Source organism: Thermoproteota archaeon, assembly GCA_003352285.1.
Taxonomy (GTDB): Archaea; Thermoproteota; Nitrososphaeria; order Nitrososphaerales; family Nitrosopumilaceae; genus PXYB01.
Window position 1 is genome coordinate 1 of the sequence record QQVN01000002.1, and the last position, 22024, is coordinate 22024.

General features: G+C 34.2%; 27 protein-coding genes. 11 read left to right on the plus strand and 16 right to left on the minus strand.

The genetic code is table 11. From position 1 onward, the window contains the following. The 3 genes from DWQ18_00010 to DWQ18_00020 all read right to left on the minus strand — a co-directional run. Positions 1-1291: hypothetical protein (locus tag DWQ18_00010; protein ID RDJ34378.1), on the minus strand; the 1291-nt coding region annotated here is incomplete at its 3' end. A 278-nt stretch (positions 1292-1569) separates the two neighbouring features. Next, positions 1570-2061 carry a hypothetical protein gene (locus tag DWQ18_00015; GenBank protein RDJ34379.1) on the minus strand — a complete coding sequence of 164 codons (492 nt, stop codon included), beginning with the start codon at positions 2059-2061 and terminating at the stop codon, positions 1570-1572. Between the two features lie 68 nt (positions 2062-2129). Next, positions 2130-2777: a hypothetical protein gene (locus DWQ18_00020; protein RDJ34380.1), complete on the minus strand. Its 648-nt coding sequence runs from the start codon at positions 2775-2777 to the stop codon at positions 2130-2132. A gap of 97 nt (positions 2778-2874) precedes the next feature. Between DWQ18_00020 and DWQ18_00025 the strand changes: the two genes are divergently transcribed. After that, positions 2875-3636 carry a glutamate racemase gene (locus tag DWQ18_00025; GenBank protein RDJ34381.1) on the plus strand — a complete coding sequence of 254 codons (762 nt, stop codon included), beginning with the start codon at positions 2875-2877 and terminating at the stop codon, positions 3634-3636. Here the strand turns inward: DWQ18_00025 and cobM are convergent. The 4 genes from cobM to DWQ18_00045 all read right to left on the minus strand — a co-directional run bounded on the left by cobM (position 3629) and on the right by DWQ18_00045 (position 6335). Then, the gene (gene cobM, locus DWQ18_00030; GenBank protein RDJ34382.1) at positions 3629-4393 is read right to left on the minus strand and encodes a precorrin-4 C(11)-methyltransferase; all 765 of its coding nucleotides are present in this window, start codon (positions 4391-4393) and stop codon (positions 3629-3631) included. The two genes, DWQ18_00025 and cobM, sit on opposite strands and share 8 nt — an antisense overlap. Positions 4394-4457: 64 nt before the next feature. Then, positions 4458-5189, minus strand: coding sequence for a precorrin-2 C(20)-methyltransferase (cobI, locus tag DWQ18_00035; GenBank protein RDJ34383.1), 732 nt, complete (start codon positions 5187-5189; stop codon positions 4458-4460). A gap of 40 nt (positions 5190-5229) precedes the next feature. Beyond that, positions 5230-5820, minus strand: a complete 591-nt coding sequence (gene cbiT, locus DWQ18_00040) for a precorrin-6Y C5,15-methyltransferase (decarboxylating) subunit CbiT (GenBank protein RDJ34648.1) — start codon at positions 5818-5820, stop codon at positions 5230-5232. A 17-nt stretch (positions 5821-5837) separates the two neighbouring features. Then, positions 5838-6335 (minus strand): hypothetical protein, encoded by a 498-nt coding sequence (locus DWQ18_00045; GenBank protein RDJ34649.1) that lies wholly within the window; start codon positions 6333-6335, stop codon positions 5838-5840. Positions 6336-6440: 105 nt separating this feature from the next. Between DWQ18_00045 and DWQ18_00050 the strand changes: the two genes are divergently transcribed. From DWQ18_00050 to DWQ18_00060, 3 genes are read left to right on the plus strand one after another with little or no spacing between them, the layout of a single operon-like run. After that, positions 6441-8357: a fibronectin-binding domain-containing protein gene (locus DWQ18_00050; protein ID RDJ34384.1), complete on the plus strand. Its 1917-nt coding sequence runs from the start codon at positions 6441-6443 to the stop codon at positions 8355-8357. Further along, positions 8350-8829, plus strand: a complete 480-nt coding sequence (locus DWQ18_00055) for a hypothetical protein (protein ID RDJ34385.1) — start codon at positions 8350-8352, stop codon at positions 8827-8829. Before DWQ18_00050 ends, DWQ18_00055 begins: the two co-directional genes overlap by 8 nt. Next, on the plus strand, positions 8813-9418 hold the full coding sequence (locus DWQ18_00060; GenBank protein RDJ34386.1) for a TIGR00296 family protein: 606 nt from the start codon (positions 8813-8815) through the stop codon (positions 9416-9418). The genes DWQ18_00055 and DWQ18_00060 overlap by 17 nt, the downstream gene beginning before the upstream one ends. Here DWQ18_00060 and DWQ18_00065 read toward each other — a convergent pair whose 3' ends face one another. The 4 genes from DWQ18_00065 to DWQ18_00080 form a co-directional block, all read right to left on the minus strand. Next, the gene (locus DWQ18_00065; GenBank protein RDJ34387.1) at positions 9419-9793 is read right to left on the minus strand and encodes a DUF126 domain-containing protein; all 375 of its coding nucleotides are present in this window, start codon (positions 9791-9793) and stop codon (positions 9419-9421) included. Continuing rightward, a complete protein-coding gene (locus tag DWQ18_00070) occupies positions 9790-10944 on the minus strand; it encodes a DUF521 domain-containing protein (protein ID RDJ34388.1) in 1155 nt (384 codons plus the stop codon). Before DWQ18_00070 ends, DWQ18_00065 begins: the two co-directional genes overlap by 4 nt. Before the next feature lie 102 nt (positions 10945-11046). Next, positions 11047-11775 carry a hypothetical protein gene (locus DWQ18_00075; protein ID RDJ34389.1) on the minus strand — a complete coding sequence of 243 codons (729 nt, stop codon included), beginning with the start codon at positions 11773-11775 and terminating at the stop codon, positions 11047-11049. A gap of 81 nt (positions 11776-11856) precedes the next feature. Then, positions 11857-12036, minus strand: a complete 180-nt coding sequence (locus DWQ18_00080) for a hypothetical protein (protein ID RDJ34390.1) — start codon at positions 12034-12036, stop codon at positions 11857-11859. A 78-nt stretch (positions 12037-12114) separates the two neighbouring features. On the opposite strand from DWQ18_00080, the gene DWQ18_00085 reads away from it, so the two are divergent. Genes DWQ18_00085 through DWQ18_00095 form a run of 3 tightly spaced genes read left to right on the plus strand, consistent with a single transcriptional unit; the run spans position 12115 to position 14227 of the window. After that, a complete protein-coding gene (locus DWQ18_00085; GenBank protein RDJ34391.1) occupies positions 12115-12891 on the plus strand; it encodes a hypothetical protein in 777 nt (258 codons plus the stop codon). Further along, on the plus strand, positions 12888-13565 hold the full coding sequence (locus DWQ18_00090; protein ID RDJ34392.1) for a uracil-DNA glycosylase: 678 nt from the start codon (positions 12888-12890) through the stop codon (positions 13563-13565). The genes DWQ18_00085 and DWQ18_00090 overlap by 4 nt, the downstream gene beginning before the upstream one ends. 38 nt (positions 13566-13603) lie before the next feature. Beyond that, positions 13604-14227, plus strand: a complete 624-nt coding sequence (locus tag DWQ18_00095; protein RDJ34650.1) for an endonuclease III — start codon at positions 13604-13606, stop codon at positions 14225-14227. On the opposite strand, the gene DWQ18_00100 is transcribed toward DWQ18_00095, so the two are convergent. The 3 genes from DWQ18_00100 to DWQ18_00110 are packed head-to-tail and all read right to left on the minus strand — an operon-like array spanning position 14208 to position 16782. Continuing rightward, on the minus strand, positions 14208-14882 hold the full coding sequence (locus DWQ18_00100) for a hypothetical protein (protein ID RDJ34393.1): 675 nt from the start codon (positions 14880-14882) through the stop codon (positions 14208-14210). The two genes, DWQ18_00095 and DWQ18_00100, sit on opposite strands and share 20 nt — an antisense overlap. Before the next feature lie 30 nt (positions 14883-14912). After that, entirely contained in the window at positions 14913-16058 is a 1146-nt protein-coding gene (gene sat / locus DWQ18_00105; protein RDJ34394.1) for a sulfate adenylyltransferase, read from the minus strand. A gap of 4 nt (positions 16059-16062) precedes the next feature. Then, positions 16063-16782 carry a phosphoadenylyl-sulfate reductase gene (locus DWQ18_00110; protein RDJ34395.1) on the minus strand — a complete coding sequence of 240 codons (720 nt, stop codon included), beginning with the start codon at positions 16780-16782 and terminating at the stop codon, positions 16063-16065. Between the two features lie 86 nt (positions 16783-16868). On the opposite strand from DWQ18_00110, the gene DWQ18_00115 reads away from it, so the two are divergent. The 4 genes from DWQ18_00115 to DWQ18_00130 all read left to right on the plus strand — a co-directional run bounded on the left by DWQ18_00115 (position 16869) and on the right by DWQ18_00130 (position 20128). Continuing rightward, positions 16869-17987: a thiamine biosynthesis protein gene (locus tag DWQ18_00115; protein RDJ34396.1), complete on the plus strand. Its 1119-nt coding sequence runs from the start codon at positions 16869-16871 to the stop codon at positions 17985-17987. Positions 17988-18018: 31 nt separating this feature from the next. Beyond that, a complete protein-coding gene (locus DWQ18_00120; GenBank protein RDJ34397.1) occupies positions 18019-19251 on the plus strand; it encodes a glycosyltransferase in 1233 nt (410 codons plus the stop codon). A 161-nt stretch (positions 19252-19412) separates the two neighbouring features. Beyond that, positions 19413-19721 carry a hypothetical protein gene (locus tag DWQ18_00125; GenBank protein RDJ34398.1) on the plus strand — a complete coding sequence of 103 codons (309 nt, stop codon included), beginning with the start codon at positions 19413-19415 and terminating at the stop codon, positions 19719-19721. Positions 19722-19732: 11 nt separating this feature from the next. Continuing rightward, positions 19733-20128, plus strand: coding sequence for a hypothetical protein (locus tag DWQ18_00130; GenBank protein RDJ34399.1), 396 nt, complete (start codon positions 19733-19735; stop codon positions 20126-20128). Position 20129: 1 nt separating this feature from the next. Here DWQ18_00130 and DWQ18_00135 read toward each other — a convergent pair whose 3' ends face one another. Both DWQ18_00135 and DWQ18_00140 read right to left on the minus strand, forming a co-directional pair. Further along, entirely contained in the window at positions 20130-20927 is a 798-nt protein-coding gene (locus tag DWQ18_00135) for an SDR family NAD(P)-dependent oxidoreductase (protein ID RDJ34400.1), read from the minus strand. 35 nt (positions 20928-20962) lie between these two features. Beyond that, positions 20963-21979, minus strand: a complete 1017-nt coding sequence (locus DWQ18_00140) for a UPF0104 family protein (protein RDJ34401.1) — start codon at positions 21977-21979, stop codon at positions 20963-20965. Between the last annotated feature and the right edge of the window lie 45 nt (positions 21980-22024).

A 22024-nucleotide genomic window follows, 5' to 3' on the forward strand; every position in this document is an offset into this window, starting at 1 on the left:
CGTTGACTGGGATGGTTGTGCCGTTGACTGGGATGGTTGTGCCGTTGACTGGGATGGTTGTGCCGTTGACTGGGATGGTTGTGCCGTTGACTGGGATGGTTGTGCCGTTGACTGGTACATCAAAGGATGTAGAATTCAATAATGAAGAAGTTGAGTTGGAGGAATCCTCAGGGACAACATTGGGTATGGTGTCACCGGTTGAGGGTTCCTCCTGTGTGGTTGAGTCTAATGAAGAAGTTGAGTTGGAGGAATCCTCAGGGACAACATTGGGTATGGTGTCACCGGTTGAGGGTTCCTCCTGTGTGGTTGAGTCTAATGGTAAATCATCCAATACTTCAGTAAAGTCGGTAATGGATGGTATTTCGCCTGAATCAATGGTCGATACATCAGAATCAGTTGAGTTATCTGGCATCTCTTCTGCATATGCTTCAGGCCAATATGAGGAAGATATGGAGTATGGCGTGATGATAGCAGAAGATAATAATATTCCAATAAAGAGTAAACTTAGAAACTTTTGAAGATGATAAAACTTTACATCTGAATTTTCATTTCGAATAAACACAAATCCGACAAGCGGAATTAACAAAAGGAGTAAAACAGGATTCTTAGTATCCACTATAGAAGATACAGAATTCTCAAATGCATTGAATATTGGATTGTTAGGATCAACATTCCAGAGATTGTCTAAATATCTCCAATCAAAAAAGTTTGGATCAATATTAGATATTGTCAAGATGTGGGTTTGGTCTTCAAAGAGTTCAATGAAATTCTCATTGAATGGAACGGATATGGTAGACCAGATGTTACTTGCATCGATGAGGTTATCGTCATGGTTTGAATCAACAAGTTGGTTAGCCAGTGAAGCCAGTAGACCACTGTCTTGCCCCTTGAAGCGTTCTTTGTAGAGAATTCTTTCCATCATTGCTTGTCTGTCGACATTATGCTTGACAGTGAGAATGATTGAATCCTTACCGTATTGTCCAGTTGCAACATCAATTTTTTCAATCATGTTTAGCTTTCTTTCAATGATTGGTGTGTTGATGACTTGCTCATTAGATCGTTTCTTGTTTGTTATAACATCCAAGTTTTCAGCTAGTGAAACTTTGTAGCTCAAAGATGATCGATCAGTAGAAACTTTTTGAACTGAATTTTTTGTAATTTTTAAAATTTCAAAATTTTCAAAGCTCATATCATCATATTGGAAGAGATTAAGATCATATGCATCAATTGATGAAAATGATGGAAATATCAACAACAACGAAAGTAGTAATCCAATGATCTTAGCTTGCAAAAAGCTGCCCCTCCAAGTTTTTAGAAAATTGGGTAGCTGGGATGAAAGCTATGACATAGCTAAAAAATTCTATTAGATGTCCTCTAGGACATATTTTCCGGTGCACCATACCCAATGTTTGTAGGTTGAAAAGTTCCAATAAGAGAAGAGGAATTTTTCAGATTATAGAAGGTCCAAGCTGGTAATTGACCTACTTTAGTGGTCCATTTTGGAAGGGTCAAAAGATTGGATTTTTGAAATTATTTTTCAAAATAGATCGGTATATCAAAAATCATTTTTTAGAAATTAATCACTCTGACTAGTTTCCAATTTGTGACATCCTCAGAAAATTCTTGGATAGCAATTTTGTCGATATGGAATTTCTTTGGAATTTGCAAATTATCTACAAGAGATTTTTTTTCGTCATCTTTCATTTTTTTGTAAATTAAACTAACATGTGGTAGGTAGTCATAATGAGAGATATTATCAAGTTGTTTTTGTAAATTTTGAAAAATTTTTTCTAGTTCATAATTCATTTGAATGTTAATGAATAATGTCTTCCAGATATTGTCACTGTAATCTATGTTGTTTGTATATACATCAAATGATTTAATCCCTTGAATACTATTACAAACAAAATCTTCTAGTTTTCCAAGTGCAATATCAACAAGGCCATAAGTAGTGATATGTGGAATAAATACAGGAGACTTGTATTTATCAGCAAGATCAGAAATGATCTTTTGTAAAATTTTTCTGTCTTTATTTGAAGGTACTAACCATACAGCATACATGACTAATCATATACAAACATGTAACTTATAATATTAAAACAAAAGAAAGAACATTTCGTCTGTAACATTTACTCGTAAGTAGATGTTGATTGTGACGAAAGTCCAGTTGGGGATGGTACAGATGGGAATTTGTCTCCAATCTGTTGTTCAGCAACCGCAGAAGCTTCTTGTAAGATCTTGTCTGTCTCTTCATTAGACACATCAGATTCCATGTTAAATGAATCTCCAGCTAATGAGTCCATCATAAGACCATTCAATGTTTGCGTCATAGAATTCAATTCAGAGTCTGCTTCTGGCATAAATCTTCCAAGTGAAGACTTCAAACCTTTCATGGTTGACATTGCAGGTCCGATTGCTACCATTGCATCACCTAAGTCATGAATCGTTGTCAATCTTAACTGAACTTGTTCTAAAGACATTCTTGCGTTGCCTAGCATTCTTGTAACTTTACGAATTTCTGCTAACTCGTTTGACAAAACTTTGCTTGCACTAGTATCATGTTGTTGCATTGCAGTTACAATTCTTTGGAAGAGTTGTGCATCTCTTTCACGAAGTTTTGTAAGCATCGAATCCATTTTGGATATTTGTACCTGCAGTTTGTTTACTGCGTTCTGGATTCGTGGTTTCAATGCACCTTGTGGCTTTACTGCATCACGAAGTTTGCCTGTTACACTTTGGGTCTCTTGTCGAGCCCAAGTCTTATCAAAGCCTGGCATGGTGGCAAGTTTAAGATTTTACACTTAATGAGAGGTGTATATTTAGATCAACTAGAAACTAAATTTAGCTAACAAAAGTAACATGATCTAGGTAAAAATGAATGAAAAAATTGTCGTATTTGATTCCGGTTTAGGCTCTCTTTCAATAATAAAACCAATCCAAAGAGTTAGAAAATCTGATATCATCTATTTTGCAGATAATAAAAATTTCCCCTATGGAAAAAAACCCGTGTCAGAGTTAAAGAAAATTATTCAGAACACAATTTCAGTGATTGAAAAAAAATTCAATCCAGAAATAATCATTATCGGTTCAAACACACCTACGTTGTTGTTTCCTGAAATATTATCTAAAAAAATACATGGTGTCCTTCCACCACTCATAGATGCTTCAAGGGTAACAAGAACAGAGAATATTGCCATATTAGCAACAGAAACAGTCGTTAACAGTAAAAAGATTGATCTTTTCATAAAGAAGCAAAAGATTTCTCAATCGATCAAAGTTTTTAAGATAAATGCATCTCCATTGGTAAATCTTGTTGAATCGGGAAAATTTCTTGAAGATAAAAAATATTGTAGAAAGATAATTCAAAGAACATTAAAAAAAATAATTTTAAAGAATGAAATTGACGTGTTTACTCTATCAAGTACACATTTACCTTTTTTGAAAGATATACTAGAGAAAGAATTCCCTAGTGTAAAATTTTTAGATCCAGCTCCAAGCATTGCAAAGAGATTGCCAAAATCTAATTTGAAACGTAACAGATTAAGTATCTATACAAATGGAGATCTAAAAAAATTCCAGTATACATTAAAGAAGATTAACATATCAAATAGAGTAAAGAAATTGGAGATCAGTTAGTTTTCTTCTTTCTGTATCCATGACTAAATGATTTATCATATAGTCTAGAGTATTCGTATGAAGTTGGCTTTACAACATCGCCAATAATTATTATTGCTGTTCTAGTAATTTTTTCTTTGAAAACTTTTTTTACAATATCATCTAGTGTGCCAGTAATAATTTTTTGATCACTCCAACTTGCTCGATACACCACGCCAACAGGAGTTGACTTTTTGTATCCACCTTCAAGTGCTTGTTTAACGATATCTGAAAGTAAATGAATGCTAAGATAAAATACCATAGTTGCATTATGTTTTGCAAGCTCTGAAATTCTTTCCTGCTTTGGAACTTTCGTTCGCTTTTCTGCACGTGTTATGATTATTGTTTGTGTAACGCCAGGAAGTGTCAGTTGAGTTCCTAATGCACTTGCAGATGCAAGAAAAGATGTCACGCCTGGAATGATTATTGATTCAATGCCATTTTCTTGCAGGTTGTCAATTTGTTCACGAATTGCACCGTAGATAGTTGGATCACCATCATGCAATCTAATTACAAGTTTACCTTTTTTTGCATTATTAAAAAGAAGATCAAATATTTCCTCACGAATTAATTTTGATGCATCATGTAGTTTTCCTTTTTTGCAAAGTTTCAAAATTTTTTCTGGGATTAATGATCCTGAATACACAACAACATCTGCTTTTTGAATGAGTTTTTTTGCTTTTACAGTAATTAGTTCAGGATCTCCGGGACCACAACCGACAAAATACACCTTTGACATTTCTGTTATCACTCAATCTTTTGATACATGTAATAATGTTTGTTGAGCTTTCATGTTGTTAGAATTAATTAATTTCTGGGCGTTTGACAATAAGTATTGAAAAATATTTTGTAGTTAATGTATCATCATTTACTTCGCCCAATGTTAGTTTCCGAATTATTTCTTTTTCTGTTCCAAGGTCTTGCCCTATTGCAAAAGTAGAGTTGTCAGGGAATCCAGATTCTTTTAGTAATTCTATTACTTGATCAAAGTATCTACCGTCTTTTAGAAAGATTAATGATTCAGCATTTTTTGCAATCTCTTTTACAGTTGATAGATCATAACATGAAGGAATTACTGCAACTTTTTCTGCACCCTCTGCAATACTAACTCCAACTTTAGATGCAAATGTAAACATGGAAACAATTCCCGGTATTACACTAATTTTTAATTCTGGATGATTTGATTTTATTTCTCGATGCATGTATATCCATGTACTGTAAAGATATGGATCACCAACTGTAAGGTATACTACATTTTTTCCTGACAGTACTTTCTCTGCCATTATCTTTGCATTTTTTTTCCATGTTGATACTAGAACATCTTTGTCCTTTGTCATCGGAAAGATGAGCTTGACAATTTCTTGATCTTTTGATTTATCGATAAGTGAGGACACGACAGATAGTGCAATACTTGGTCTGTCTTCTTTTGAAGCAGGACACATAATGATGTCTGCATTATGAATTGCCTTGACAGCTTTGACTGTTAAAAGATCTGGATCACCTGGACCCACTCCTATTCCAATTAATTCAGCCATATAAAATTACTTTGTAATTCCTAATTAAAATCTAGATGGATTAATTTTTTGTTGCAGATATTACTGTGACTGGATTACGTGCCAACATCATGGTACCCGTCGAAGTTTTTCTACTTTTAGATATTGTAATTTGAGTAATATCAATTGAGGAGAAACCTAGTTTTTCTATTACTTGAAGTACTGAAAACAAAGTTTCAATCAATATAACACCAATTATTATTCGTCCTCCGGGTTTTAGTTTGTCCTTTGCCAATTCAAGAATATCTTTTGTGTCTCCTCCAGTTCCTCCAATGAATATGGCATCAGCTTTATCAAGCTCCTGAATTTTTTCCTTGGCGTTACCTAGAATTGTAGTTGCATTTTTTATTCCAAACTTTTCTAAATTTTTTTTTGTCAGCTCAATTGCATTCGGATCAAAATCAATTCCAACAACTTTTCCTGATGATTCAATCTGTATTGCTGCTTCAACTGTTATGGAACCACTGCCACAGCCTATATCATATACAGTAAAACCAGGACAAAGTCTTGCTTTGCTTATTTGAATAGCCCTAACTTCCTCTTTAGTAATTGGAACCACATCGGTTCTTTCAAATTCAGAATCTGGAATGCCGGGTGTTTTAAAGTTCCACATGATATTTTGCACCATCACTAGGGAATTGGTGAAGGTATTCCACCAGTAGATGGTAAATGCACAAGTGTGTATGATAGTATCCACATAAACAGATAGATGAAGACATAACTACCAATTCCAGTTGTAACTAATTTTTTTCTATCAGATTTGGCAAGTTGTAGTCCCATACCCTTGGCAAATATTACAGAAGCTATGAAGATTATTATCATAAATCCAATTGATGCCCATCGGCGTTCTTCACCCTCAATTGGTTCAAAGATGAATGTAGCAGTAACACCTGCAACAACTGCAAGTCCTATTCTTATCCAGAAAAGTTTGTCTAATTTGGCTTTATTTTGATTAGTTGTAACCTCAGATGCGCTATCTTCTGACTCAACTTTGGATGTTTTGTTAATTTCAGGTGGGCTTTCTTTTTCAATCTCTGGTAAACTCTCTTTTTCACTAGAAACATCTTTTTTCTCTGAATCATGAGGATCTGGTGTAGGTTTTGATTTTTTCTTTTTGAATTTTGCCAATGAATCTGCTCGAATAATTTTCAATATGCCTTGTTTAAAATCTTTGGCCACTGATTTCGTGAGTGAAAGAGTAAGAGTATAATCACCGCTCATAGGTATTTGAATATGGCATTAGCAGGAATTGAGATCAGATATCTAGTAAATCAAATTTCTAATCTTACAAAGGATTACTATGTTAGCAACATTTACAGTGTCACAAAAGACAGCTTGCTATTCAAATTTCATCATCCAGAGAAACAAGATGTAATGTTGATGCTATCTACATTTGGTTTTTGGCAAAGCTCTGTAAAGATAGAACCAATTGAACAAAACAGACTACTAAAAAGATTAAGAAGTGATCTTTTGAGATTAAAACTAACCAAGATTGAACAGATCGGAGCTGAAAGAATTGTCTATCTTACTTTTGCAGGATTTGATAAAGAGTTTATAATTATTGGAGAATTTTTTTCTGATGGAAACATAATTTTGTGCAATAGCGAAATGAAAATTCTTGCACTTCTACATTCAATTGATGTTCGTCACAGAACACTTAAAGTTGGAATGCAATACATTCCACCACCACAAAACGGTTTGAATATTTTCAAAATTAGTATGGATGATCTTTTTGAATTAAGATCCGCAGACATTAGCTGTGCAAAATGGGTTGGAAGAAGTTTAGGATTGCCTACAAAATACGTTGATGAGATATTTAGAAGATCAAACATTGACACTAATCTGAAAGGTTCAGAACTACAAGAAGAACAAATCAGGATACTTTTTGAAACAATCACTACTCTTGTAAAAGATGTAAGTGAAGGAAATCATAATCCAATCATAATTAATAATGAAAAGATGGATGTGTTACCAATTAAAATTGAAACAAATTCTGATGATGTCATTTCTGTTCCTACTTTTATGGAAGGATTGGACAAGACATTCACCGAAAATATTTTAGAAAAAGGAAAAGCAGTCCAATCTACAGGAATCGATAAAGAGATCACAGAATTAGAACACAAGTTAGAAGAACAAGATAAGGCTATCTCTATAGTTAAAGAAAAATCAAATGAGATTGCAAAGATTGCAAAGTATTTACAGGAAATGAATTCTTCTGGAATAATTTCATTGGATGATCAAAGAGCAAATGATATGCTAAGTAAAGTCAATGTGATTATAATCAAAGAGAAAGGAATTTCGAAATTGAAAATTCATGATGCAAAAATTGAATTTAATATTAAATCATCCTTGCCAGCCATAGCATCATCGCTGTTTAATGAATCAAAACGACAATCAAATGCCATAGAATCAATTGAACAGTTAAAAAAACAGACTGAAAAAAGACTTGCAAAGCTTGCTAAAAAGGCAGAGAATGTAATCAACAATGTATTATTCTCTGAAGTTAAAAAGAAAAACTGGTTTGAAAGATACAGATGGTTTTACACTTCAGATGGCTTGTTGGCAATTGGTGGTAGAGATTCATCATCAAATTCATCTATTATTAGAAAACATTTGGAAAAAAATGATCTTGTTTTTCATGCAGATATTTTTGGCTCACCGTTCTTCATTCTAAAAAATGGAAAAAATGCGCCATCTGCAAGCTTGAATGAAATAGCTCATGCTACTGTTTGCTTTAGTAGAGCATGGAGAGAGGCAATGTATGGTCTTAGTGCATACTGGGTAAATCCCGAACAAGTCAAAAAAGCAGCACCTAGTGGGCAATTTCTCCCAAAAGGATCATTCACTATTGATGGACAAAGAAACTTTGTTCGGGTATCAACAATGAGACTCGCAGTAGGATTGATTCAGCATGATGATGATATTATTTTGTCGTGTGGACCACCAGAACCAATAAAGAAGAACAGTATTTGTTATGTTGTTATAGAACCATCAGGTTCTGAATTGGTTGATACTGCAAAAAAAATTAAGATAGAGTTTTTAAAAATGAGAGAAGAAATTGTAAAAACAATTAATCTTGATGATTTTGTTCGAGTACTTCCTGCTGGAAAGAGCAACATAGTAGAATCAAAAATAAATTTAGATGAATGAACAAAAATTTATCGTAGATGCAATGTTAGGAAATATTGCAAGAAAATTAAGATTTTTTGGTTACGATACAAAATATTTTCCGAATATTGATGATAGAGAAATAATTATCCTTGCTAAACATGAAGGTAGAACAATTCTAACACGAGATAGGGATCTTTCAAGTAAGGCTACAAAAGAAAAAATTCAGAGCACGGTACTTGAATCAGTAGTAGAAGTTGAACAATTAATTCAGATTGCAAAGCATTATTCAATTAAAAAATTTGCAATTGATTTTGATAAAATAAGGTGCTCATTGTGTAATGAAAAAATTGCATCGATTAAAAGAGAAGATATCTTAAAAAAAATTCCGATTGGAGTAATAGATCATTCAGAATTTTGGATATGCAAAAAATGTGATAAGATATACTGGAAAGGAACGCATATAGAAAAGCTTGTACAATACACTAAGATGTTAAATGAAAAGATGCAATGATTTGACAGATAATGATGGAGAATTAATTGTTAAAGCATCAAGAAAGATTGTTACTCATTATTTGAATAATGAATCATTTGAGTTTGATGATGGTTTTAAAAAAAAGTTTTCTTTTATTTCAGGAATTTTTGTCACACTAATGAAACAAAATGATTTGCGAGGATGTATTGGATATCCTATCTCAGATAAAGAACTCTATACTACACTGGAGGATTCTGCAGTTGCTGCTGCAACAAAGGATCCCAGGTTTCCACCTTTGACCAAAGAAGAGGTATCAGAAATAAATTTTGAAGTTACTATTCTAAGTGAGCCAGAAAAAATTGTTGTTAACGATCCAAAAGAGTATCCATCAAAGATCAAGATTGGTAGGGATGGATTAATAATCAAAAGATCATTTTCTTCGGGTTTACTATTACCGCAAGTTCCAATTGAATATGGTTGGGATGAAGAACAATTTTTGGAACACACATGTCAAAAAGCTGGTCTTGATAAAAACTCTTGGTTATCAAAAGATGTCATAATTGAAAAATTCCAGGGAATTGTATTTTCAGAAGAAAGCCCAAACGGAAAAGTAGTTAGAAAACTTTAGCTAGTATTCATCAGTATCAATTGTAATTTCAGAATCGTTTTCTAATGAATCAAATTCTTTTTGATCAACAATAATCAGAGGAATGTTTGCAAGAGCGCATCCTGATGCAACTGTTAGATCGGCTTTTGTACAAATCATTGCAAGTGGAGCTGAATTGTTTGACTTTAAGGAGTAAATCGTGTATGCTCCAACACTACTTCCAATTCCATGAGGGAAGACAAAGATTGTGCCCTTGATTGACTTGTTGTAGATATCATATGTATTGTCTTTGATTACTCCAGATTTTTTGTCTACTGCTCCAAGAAAATTTATTGGATTGTTTGACTTTAGAATTTTTCCCTGGGTCTTTCCCTTTACGATAACTTTTGACATCATCTTGTTTCTTCTTTTACAATATCTGATAGTGATTTAAGATTGACATCAACACCAGTAGAATTTTTCAAGTAATATGCCCCTTTAATGCTATTAGTTGTAACACCATCTACTGAGTTTTTGTTAATTAGAGGAGTCAGACAAGTACAGCAATCCGATAGTATGTCACATCCTGCACGTTCAATTTCATTTGTGTATCCAATTTTTCTTGCCTGTTCCTGAACGGAGCGAGGACAAAAAATCATACATCGTTTTGTAAATGATTTTCCTTTTAGCATTAATGAAAGATCATGTAGCTCATCTAATCCCAATTGAGGGCTTCCAAGTGTGACAATGTCACCTTTTTCTGTGGTGTTTAGCTCATCAAAAACTGTTTGCGCTTCTTTTTTATCAAAATCAATCTTTTCTGAGTCTTTTTCACCCTCACCAAATACAAATTTTCCACATGTACCAGAAGTACCCATACCACCACAAAGTGACTTACAGCTCCTATGATCTACTTCTTTTACCCCTGAGATTGCCACAGATGTCTCACCGACCTTTCCGGCAAAGTATCCTAACATCCCATACATCATCTCATTAGGATTCTCGACTTTCATTTGGATGGTAATGTTTGGAGTATTGTCTTTTCGTAAAGAAGAATAAGGACTCTTTCCTGTTATTGCACTTGCTAGTGCACTAAATGCACTCTCTTTGTTGGTTTTTAGTCCTCCAACAGAGTTTGCATAAATTGCTGCATTGCTTTCTGCAAAGGAGACTTGTGTTCCCTTACCTGGTAAATCAAAGATATCATAAGGAATACATGAAAAAGAAGAAGTTACTCCCATTCTCTCATATGATTTTCTTATGCTTTCTTGTTTTGAAATAAAATTTTCATCTAGATCATATCTTGAAACACTATCAATATCATATCCCATAGGATTCAAAGTTGTTTTGACTTTTACACGTGCATCTTTACTTAGAGTAGATAGAAATTCTTCCCCAGCATCTCCGATTGTATTATAATTTACACCAGAAAGATGAGCCCATTCAATGGGAATGAGTTTTTCAGAATTTGTGGCCTCACCTGTTGCAACAAGGATTCTATATACTAATGCAAAAGTTTCTCCATATTCGCCCTTTAATGCAGCCTCTTCATCTCGCGTTAATTCCAATAGTCTTATTGGAATTATTGAAGTATAATACTTGTACTGTAGAAACTACGTATGATTTTTTAGAATTAAAAAGAAGAAAAAGGTGTGATAGATTCAGAGAATCTATTGACTAGATGTTGGTTCGCTGCCTAGTGTTCCTGCTCCACCGACATTAACTGTCCATTCAACAGTTAGTGTTTCACCTGCATTAACAGTGATTGGTGAAAAGGTTTGTCTTGCAAACATTGCATCAGCATTGTGAGTTGCTTGCATTGATGCACCAATTGTTGCATTAAACAGACCTGATTCAGAAACAGTTCTTGATGAGCCTGCACTTCCATCTGCTGCAAGAGTGAATGCATTTGACAGTACTACTTTAGCTGCAGTTGAACCAGATGCTGCGGTATATGCTGGGGTTGTATCTCTAACTCTTGTAAATCCGCTATTTGTTTGATTGTGCTCATTAACAAGTTTTAGGTTACCATCAGCTGCAGTATCAGTACCAACAGTTTGGTTACCAATTGCAATGACATTAAAGTGTCCTGGACCATCTGTAACATCATCACCACAAATAACACCTGTTGCACCAGTAACATTACCAAACAATGTCTTTACAGCACAGTTCTCACCCTGATTAACAATGATGTTATCAGATTGTTGGTATGCTTTGATGTTACCATCTGCGTCATATACTGTCATAGTTACATGTCCGGTCATAAGACCGCTTGTTGCCAAGGAATTTGCAGAACTAGAATCATTATCAAAAAAGCCTAATGCCATATTTCCTGCCAAAACACCTGATAGTGCAACAATTGCACCTAAGACAGCTATAGTCTTGTGTTGTTCTTTCATTATACTGTGAATGATGAATCCAGTTATTAGTAATTATGGAAATATTTACGAATAAGATGGTCCAATTTGGCAACCCAAAGCCTAGGGGCCAGACATGTCCATGGATTCACTCAGGGAGATTTTATGCTCTGTAAGGGGCTCAGCCGGGATTACAATATTTTCTGATACCTCTGGAATAACTTCAGGGTTTTCCATAGAAAATGAAAATCCAATTCCAATAGCTAAAACTACAACGGCTGCAATTACAATGATTTTTTTCATATGGTACGATACAAACGGAGGATAATATTTGTTGATAAGACAATATTATTTATGAAAGGATATAGTAATTTTTGAATAATGAAGCTACGTGGTTTCCTAATAGCATTATTAATTTTAACATCTGTTGTTTCCATTAACGAGTCTTTTGCATACGAACCTATTCCAATTACAATATCAAGTGAGATGGATAAGCTTCAATTTGATGGCAAGTGGACTGTATGGAATGAATGGAAAAAATCAACACTAACAGAGTATGGTGGAAACATTCCAATAAAATTACGTTCTGCTCATCAAGGTGATTACATTTACATCTTAGCTGATGTTGTCGGTGACATCCACATAGACAAAGGTTTAGACAAAGCAGTTTTATGTTTTGATACAAAAAATGACAAGACAGAAATTCCAAATGAGGATGATTATTGTTTTGTATCAGCTCTAGGTGGAAAAAATTCTCCAACACTTCAGGGGGGATCCCCTCTTGTATTGACCAATCATTTCAAACAGATTGATTCACATGACGATTACATTGGATATGGTAGTGCGTCAGATGAAAATGATCGTTATAGCAACATACCACATGCAACATACGAGTATAGAATTCCTATTGAAGTGATAGGTAGATCAAGCATTTATGGATTTTATCTTGGTGTCTATGATGCACATACTGATCAAACAGTAACATGGCCAGAAGGAATCAATGTAGGAAGAAATGAAATTCCCAGTCCAAGCTTGTGGGGAGAGATTTATTCTCCAGATAAATCATTACCAGAATTCGAATTGCCGTTCTTGCTATTAATACCATCAATGATTTTAATAATTTTATTTACAAAACAGAAAAGATTTTTTAAATTATGAAAAAAGAAATCAGAGTAAATAAGTTACAAAAATTAAATTCAAAGATCATCAAATGCAAAAAGTGTCTGAGATTAAATTCGTATATCAAAGATGTTGCAAGAAATAAAGTAAAAAGATACTCCAATGAAAAATACTGGGGAAAACCACTTGCGGGATTTGGAGACATTAATGCACAAGTTCTAATCATTGGTTTGGCACCTGCTGCTCATGGAGGAAACAGAACTGGAAGAATGTTTACAGGTGATAGTTCAGGTGATTGGGTTGCAAAGGTATTGTATGAGAACAAATTTGCATCAATACCAACCAGTCAGAGTCTTGATGATGGCTTTTTTCTAAAAAATGCATTCATTACAGCTGCCGTTCGTTGTGCACCACCAGATAACAAACCATCAAGGGATGAATTTGAAAACTGCTTTGCATATCTAGAGCAAGAATTAGAAATTCTGGAGAAAACCAAAGTAATTGTATGCCTAGGAAAAATTGCCTTTGATACATGCTGTAAGCTTCTGAAAATAAGAGGAGAAAAATTTGCCCACGGAAATGTCATTTTGCATGAAAAATACAAGATTATTTGTTCATATCATCCAAGTAGACAGAATACTCAAACAGGTAGACTCGTGTGGAAAAAATGGAATGAAATATTTGCCAAGGCACAAAAGATGATCAACAAATGATGGACACAAAAAAAATCATTACTGGCATGATGGATACAATGAACTCTGTCAAGCCACCACGTATGACAGCACTAAGAGAATTACACGAAGCAGAGACTGGTGGTCCTTTTAGCATATTAATAGGAACAATTCTTTCTGCACGAACAAAGGATGAAAGTACAACTAAGGTTGTTAAAGAGTTATTCAAAAGATACAAAGATGCAAAAACATTAGCAAATGCAAAACTCAAAGATGTAGAAAAAATAATCAAACCAATTGGATTCTATCATGTAAAAGCTAAACGTATCATTGAAGTTGCAACCATAATTAATTCAAAATACAAAGGTAAAGTTCCCGACATGCTAGATGATCTAGTTGCACTCCCAGGTGTTGGTAGAAAGACTGCAAACTGTGTACTAGTTTACGCATTTGAAAAACCAGCCATTCCAGTTGACATTCATGTACATAGAATATCAAACAGGCTAGGATTAGTAAAAACAAAAACTCCAGAAGAAACAGAGATGGAATTAATGGAGAAAATTCCAAAAAAGTTTTGGCTAGAAATTAATGACACCTTTGTAATGTATGGACAAAACATTTGCAAGCCAATATCACCAATGTGTAATGTTTGCAAGATAAAGAGAAGTTGTAGCTATTACAAAATTAAGAAGAGCGTCGCTTAGTTAGAAACAATACTCCTGCCAAAAGACCAACAGCTGCAGTCACATAAAACGGAAACAATGCAAATACATTCTGTGATGGATCGCCTGATAGAAACTCTACTATCATGTTTCCAGAGTTTACTGCAGGAGGATTTGCAGAGTTCTCCATTCCAAATACAGAGTATGACTTTATTGCAAATACTCCAACATCTAGGTTACTGACCTCAATTCTCTCTCCATTGTTTACTGTCATACCTGCCCTATCAGTATATGACACGATAGTCTTTGCAGATGGAAACCATCCACGCTCTAACTTGTTATGTACAACTACGTATCCTTCATCTTCAGGTAGTTGTACTGCAACCCAAAATTTGTGTTCAGTAGGACTGCCCATACCAATCTCAATAAATTTTTCAGAGTTTTGTTCATCATAGAATCGCAGTACACCGTTTCCATTTGGATTTGCATAAAGTAGATTGTTATCAATGGTTACTTGCCAGCTTATTGCATGAGTATCTTCAAGCTCAACAATTTGTGTATCTCGTGCAACTCGATTAAATTCTTCTGCAGGGATTTCAATTAGATTAATCTTTAGTGACGGATTTTTTTGTTCTTGAGCAAAGGCTGGTGTAACAATGAATAGTGCTAATACCAGAATAACTATTACTTGCTTCACGTTAAACTTTGATAGTGCGCGAATAAATATCTAGTCAACAAATGGTTTATCATAGTTGAGAATAACTTTTGAAACTTCAGGTCTAAGAATAAATTCATTTGGTGCCTGACCGTTTTGGATCATCTCACGTAGTTGAGTTCCACTAATCTGTTCTTTGGAGGAATCATCATGCGGGCATGCTTTCTGATTTGTAAAGGTAAGACACTTTTTGCAATAAAAGAAGGCAGGAAAGAACACGGGAGCAATCTCAAGTTCTGGATAGTCTCCAAAGATTTTTTGAGCTGCAAAGGGATCATAATAATTGCCAACTCCTGCATGATCTCGACCTATTATGATATGAGTACAGCCATAGTTTTGTCGCATTATTGCATGGTGTATTGCTTCTTTTGGGCCAGCATACTTCATTTCTGTATGTAGTGTTGCAAGCTTACATCTATTTTGTGGATAATAATTTGCAATCATGGTTTCATAGCATTTTACAATAACTTCATCAACAAAGTCACCAGACTTTTTCTTTCCAATTAATGGGTTAACAAATACTCCGTCTCTAGTTGTAATGGAAGTCTTTTGGAGCATCTCATGAGCAACATGTGGGGGATTTCTAGTTTGAAATGCAACTATTGTCTTCCAGCCAGCAGCTGCAAATGCCTCTCTAGTCTGCTTTGGAGTCATTCTATATTTTCTAATTTCTGATTCCTGAGGTCTTTTAATGAAATCTATCTTTCCGCCTACAAGTGTATCATCCATAGAATTTGTTTTTGCAACACCTGGATGCTTTGAGTCATTTGTCCCATAGACACCTTGTGATGTCTTTTCTTTGTCATAGGAAAATGTCTCCTCTACATGTAGTATTGCAACGCCAGTTCCATCTGGATTCTTTAACAAGACATCACCAGCATCTTTCATTTTCTTTGCAGTGGAATCATCAACGTCTAGTACAGTTGGTATAGTCCAAGCTAGATCATTTGTTAGTCTCCCCTTTGTGATAACACTTTCAAAGTCAGCTTGACCCAGAAATCCTTCCAAAGGGCTAAAAATTCCGTCTGCAATATTTTCCACATCATTTGCAAGATCCTCACTGATAGTAATAGAGAATAATCCAGTAGGATCTTTGTTTGTCTCACGGTTTATGAGCTTCCCACCGTGGGGTTTTATTCCAGAAATTTCCTGAGTCATTTTTCTATTTTTTGTAATCTATATGCAGTCCACATTCTTTGTGGCCTTCATTTTCCCACCACCATCTTCCAGCTCTTAAATCTTCGCCATCTTTGATAGCTCTGGTACAGGGTTCACATCCAATGCTCGGATATCCCTTATCAAGTAACTTGTTGTATGGTACATTATTTTCTTTGATGTATTTCCAGACTTGATCCCAAGTCCAATTAATTATTGGATTAATTTTGAGTATATCATCATGTTGAGTATCAATCTCAAACATCTTTGCCTCATTTCTATTTGATGTCTGATCTCTTCGTAATCCGGTTATCCATCCATCGAGTGTTTTAAGCATCTTATTTGTTGGATGCACCTTTCTAATTTCACAGCATAATTTTCTATTCTCTACAGAATCATAAAATAGATTCATTCCTTTTTCGTGAACCATCTGTTGCACTTCTATTGTATCAGGAAATAAGACTTCAAACTTTATGCCATACTTTTTTCTGACATCATCCATTATGTCATATGTTGCCTGTGGTAATCTTCCTGTATCAAGTGTAAAGAATCGAAATTCCGGATTAACTTTTATCATCATATCAGTGATTGCAGCATCTTCTGCTCCAAAGCTAGATGCCTTTGCGATTCTTGGATGTAGATTGTCTGAAGCCCATTTTAGAGCATCTTGAGCGGAATTAATTGTAGAGTTTAGCTCATCAAGTTCTTTTTGAGTAAATTTAGTCACAATTTATCATGACTTGGTTAGTTTTATAATGATTACGAGGTAATTTACGATCCTGAATTATAAACAACTGGAAATAAAAAAGAAAAATGGAAAATGAGGTATTTGTTATAGTATTTCCATCAATATTTGGAAAAAATAAAACAAAGACACTGATATCAAATATTAAAAAAATTCTAAAGATTCGTAATCTAAAATTTGAGAGTATTACAGTCGATGATGATGTAATAGTAGTAAAAGCTGATGATCCAGTAATTGCTTCCTCAACCATCAATACATTATTTGGCATTAACCAAGTAGCTATAGCAAACAAAATTGAGAATGAATTTGATTTAGTTATTTCTCAGATAAATAAAATTGGGAAAAATTTAATTCTCAAAGGAGAGAAGTTTTTAGTAAAGGTTGAAGGAAGTCCCAAAGGTTATCTACCAAAGGATGTTGAGATTGCAGCTACAGGAAAAATTATTGAGAGTACAACTAATCTTGGAATAAAACCTGGAACAGAAACTAAGCATGACAAGTTATTGTATACATATCTGACAAAATCAAATGCATATACATGCATTTTTGTTGATCAAGGTCTTAATGGAATTCCTAATGATTTTCACAATGAACAAGTTCTTTGTTGCATATATGATGAATTATCTGCATTAAACGTAATTGAAACAATCAAAGAAGGATTTACAGTAAAATTAATCATTTGTTATAGAGATGAATCAGAACTTCAAAATCTAATAAAGATTCTAAATCAAATTTTACCATTCACTTTACAATCAAAGATAGAGTTAGAGTTTTTACCTCTTCCAACCGATCTTGAAAATTATTTGCATTTTGTAGATGTTATAACACAAATAGCAATTGAGATCTCTAAAACAGAAAAGATTACACATGTTTCTCTACCAATTACACCGTTAATTTTTCCAGTAAAATTCTCCGATGAGTTACAACAAAAAGTGTTTAAAAATTCTATCATACCGATTACTCCTCTAGGCGGTCTTGATGAGGATATCCTCAAAACTGCAAGACAAATAGGGATTACCAAGTTTCTATCAAATATTCAAAGGCTTCAAAAAATCAAGCTCCAAGAGAAAAGAATCAATGTACAAAAAATAGTACAGGATGCAATAAAATCCAAACAAAAGATCTCTATCAAACTAGGCGCAAATAACATTCATGATATTCTTGATTCGCTTGGTTTAGAGCATTGAAAATTTAAACGGCTTGATTTGTTTTTAGCATATGAAGAAGATAGGCGAATTCATCTATCCGTGGGGTAATGGTCATTATTCAAGAATGATGAGACTAAACAAAGTCTTACCAGATTTTGTTGATGACTATCAGATTCACTTTTCTACAAAATCTCCAATCTATGAAAAGCTAGTAGAAAAATTTCCTGATAAAAGAGAACAGATTCATGAGATTTTGATGCCAACTCCCATTGATGGAAAGATGGGTCCAAGTCTTTCTCTATCTATGTTAAATGTAGCACTGCCAATTTCAAAAAATCCTCCTCTTATCAAACAGATTTCAAGCTATCTAAAGGAAGAACGTCGGTTATACGATACAGAAAAGTTTGATCTAGTAATTAATGATGGAGACATGGGGTCTAATGTTCTAGCATATAACAGAAATATCCCCAGTTTATTTGTCACAAATCAATTTATGCCAAGATTATGGAAATCAAGATTTTATTTTTATCCATCACTAGTTTTTGTTGCAAAACAGATTGCAAAGGCTACTAAGATTCTTGTCGCAGACTCATCTCCTCCATACACAATGTGTGAGTATAATCTGAATTTCCCTGAAAAAGTCAAAGAAAAAGTAATCTATGTTGGAAATTTTACTGCAGAAAAAAATTTAGAATCTACACCAAAAAGTGATCTTGAGAAATTAATTGTTGATAAAGAATTTGGTTATTGGATGAGAACAGGAAACAAATCAACTAATGAAGGCACTGGTCAAAGATATAATCAGGTCTTTTCTGATAATGAGATGAGAAATGAGCGTAGAATAATTTCTCATGCAACAAATGATCCTTCAATTGATTCAGTTTTGGGACAAGATGGAAAAAAGTATGGAATTACCGAAGCATTAGAAAAAAAGATAGATTGGATTCAAATTGATGTTGGTTTTCTTTCAGAGCAAGAAAAAGATTCCATCTTGGAGAAATGCAGGTATGCTGTGATTAACGGCTCTCACACAGTTATGGGTGAGATTTTGGGAGAAAAATCAAAACCAATTATCGGCATGCCAATTTATGATGAGCATACAAACCAACTTGCGTGGGCTCAAGAGAAGAAGTTAGGAGTTTTAGCAAAGAGTACCAAACAAGTAATTTCTGCAATTAAAAAAATAAAATCAGCTTATTCGTTGTATGAAGAAAATCTTGCCGAATTTTCACAAAACTTTGATGGAAATGGTGCAAAAAACACCGCATTGATAGTTTCAGAATTTCTTGAAAAGAAGAAATAATACCATTTTAGAATAATCAATGTTATCTGGTACGCGGTATTTCGATGGGCGAACTGACCGCAAGGGATGAAGACATAATCCGCGTACCAGATGCTGTTTTATTCAACATTGATCGAAGAATTTGGGAACGCTTTTATGGAAAACATTAGGTCAAGTCAACATTGGTAAATTGTCCAGAATGTACAGCACGGGAGAAAAAAAAGATCCAGCAAAAATATGAAGATGATACTCTCGAAGAAGAAAGAAACAGAGATGAATTAAACAAATTATTTGAAACAATAGAATTTCCCATGAAGATGGATACAAGAACTAAACACTTTGTGTGTCCAAAATGTGGTCTTTATGCAACACGAGAGCAGGTTGGAGATATCAGAGCTAGACTAAACCAGAAAGAGTACACCAAAGCAGATAGACAGTATGACTATCAAGAGTGGTGGCAAAAAAGTAAAAAAGAAAAACAGCGTCTTTAGTGTGATCTAATATGGTAAAAAAGAAGGAAGACATTCCAAAGTGGGTCACTGATGAGATTCAGAATGCAAAATTTGAAAAACCATCTCCACAGACAAGAACAGGATACATTTTAGAGATTTATGATAAAGATGGCAAGATGGATACTCAGCTGTATGATCCAGTTGAAGATGGCAGACATATTGTAACAATGGATCTGCCAAAAAAGCTAAAGACTTCAGACTTGGAGAAGGGAGTTGTCTATGAATTCAAATTTGACATGCTAAAGGCACCACTTAGTAAAAAAGTGGTAGAATTTTTGCAGAAAGAAAAAGAGATTGAGATGAATGCAATCTATCAGTTTAATCTCAACAGTCTTGAGCTATTGGATGTTGGTTCTCCAGAATCATCTGATGATTCAGAAGAGTAACTCATTTTTTCATTGAATCTAGTTGTTTCTTAAATGCTGAACCAATTATAGGATTAATTGCATAGGGGATAGTATGTTTTGCCCATACCGCTGCTCGTACAATAGATGGTACAATAATCTCTAATCGTGAGGATGATGAAGCCCTTACAACTGCCCTTGCTACAGTTTTTGCAGAAAGCGAAGTAGGAGAATACTTTGGCATTGTTTCAAATGACGGATGATCAAAGAAATTTGTTCTAACCATGATTGGGCTAACAACGGTAACTCCAACACCAGTATTCTTTAGCTCATGTTTTAATCCCTCTGAGAATCCAAGCATTGCAAATTTTGATGCGCAGTATGATGCTATTCCTGGAAGACCAAAGCTTGCTGCAACAGATGCTACATTGACAATGTGTCCAGATCTTTGTTTAATCATAGAAGGAAGAAAATTTTTGATGCAATAAACCATGCCAAAATAATTTGTTTTCATTTGAGATTCTATTTCTTCAATAGATAAATCAGAAACAGAACCATAGATTGCAAATCCTGCATTGTTTACAAGTATGTCGATATGGTCAAATTTTTCTAAAACATACTTGGACATTGATTCAACTTCGGACTTTTCTGAAACATCACATGGATAAACCAATACTTTATTCTTAAACTGCTCAAGCTTTTTTGAGACTAGTTCTAATTTTGCTTTATCTCTTGAAACCAGTATAATTGATGCACCTTTTTTTGAAAATTCTATGGCAGATGCTTCACCAATTCCACTTGATGCGCCAGTAATGAGAACAGTTTTGTTTGTGAAATTCATTTTTTTAATTCAAATTTCCAAAAATAAAGTGCTTTCTATTTTATTTCAGGTTTTGTATATTTACTAAGTGCCAGCTTTACTAAAAGAATCCACGTTACTGCTATTGGAACATAATAGGTTGCAATACGCCACCCAATCACTGCATTCCATTCTATGCTATTTTCTGAAATTTCAAAATTAAACGGATCCAAGTTGTTTAGATATGCGACAATTCCAAATTCTGCCAATCCTGAACCCCCAACTGTTATTGGCAAGTTTCCGATAGCATTTGCAGCCATTACAGCCATCACAGAATCAAATACGTTAATGAAAAATCCAGTACCATGAGCTATAATCATAAATGAGATTCCATAGAAAATCCAGGAAAGTAATGATAGCAAAAGTCCGTTAACAAAAACTTTCTTTGATTCTTTAGTTCTGAGATTTTTTCTACTCATTGTACATACTTCTTCCATCCACATGTTTGATTGTTGAATGTATTTTGCTCCTTTTTCTTTACCAAATCTTATAACAAGATTTGAGAGAGATTGTGGTACTTGGAATGTCTTTTTTGATGAAAGAAAGAATAAAACTAGCCATAATGTCGTTACAAAGATACTAGTAATCAAAACAATTGTTGCTACAACATAAGCCCCATGAATTAATGCAATAACTCCTGCCATGATTGATAAAATTCCTCCAGCTAATACTTCGGTTACAATATCCATGATGGCAATCCAAGATGCCTTTGATGGTGAAACTCCTTTTTTGTGTAACCAATAGATGACAACAAACTCTGCACCAACAAACATGGGGGTTGTAAATTTGATAAATTCGCTTCCAATTCTGACTCCAGTCATCTTCCATATGGAGTCAATCTTTCCAAGATAATTTCGCGTAATATAGCTAAACTTTATTCCTTGTAGTCCAAGTTTGATAAAAATCGCTGCTACTGCTCCAACAAAGGGCACAACACCCATGGAAAAGATATCATCAAGTTGAATGTCAAACTGGATAGCAATTATGATTATTGGAATCATACTTGCAGGGATTGCAATTATTCTCCAATTCATTAATGGAATTTTTATGGATTCAAATATAAGCGAATAATAGACAAT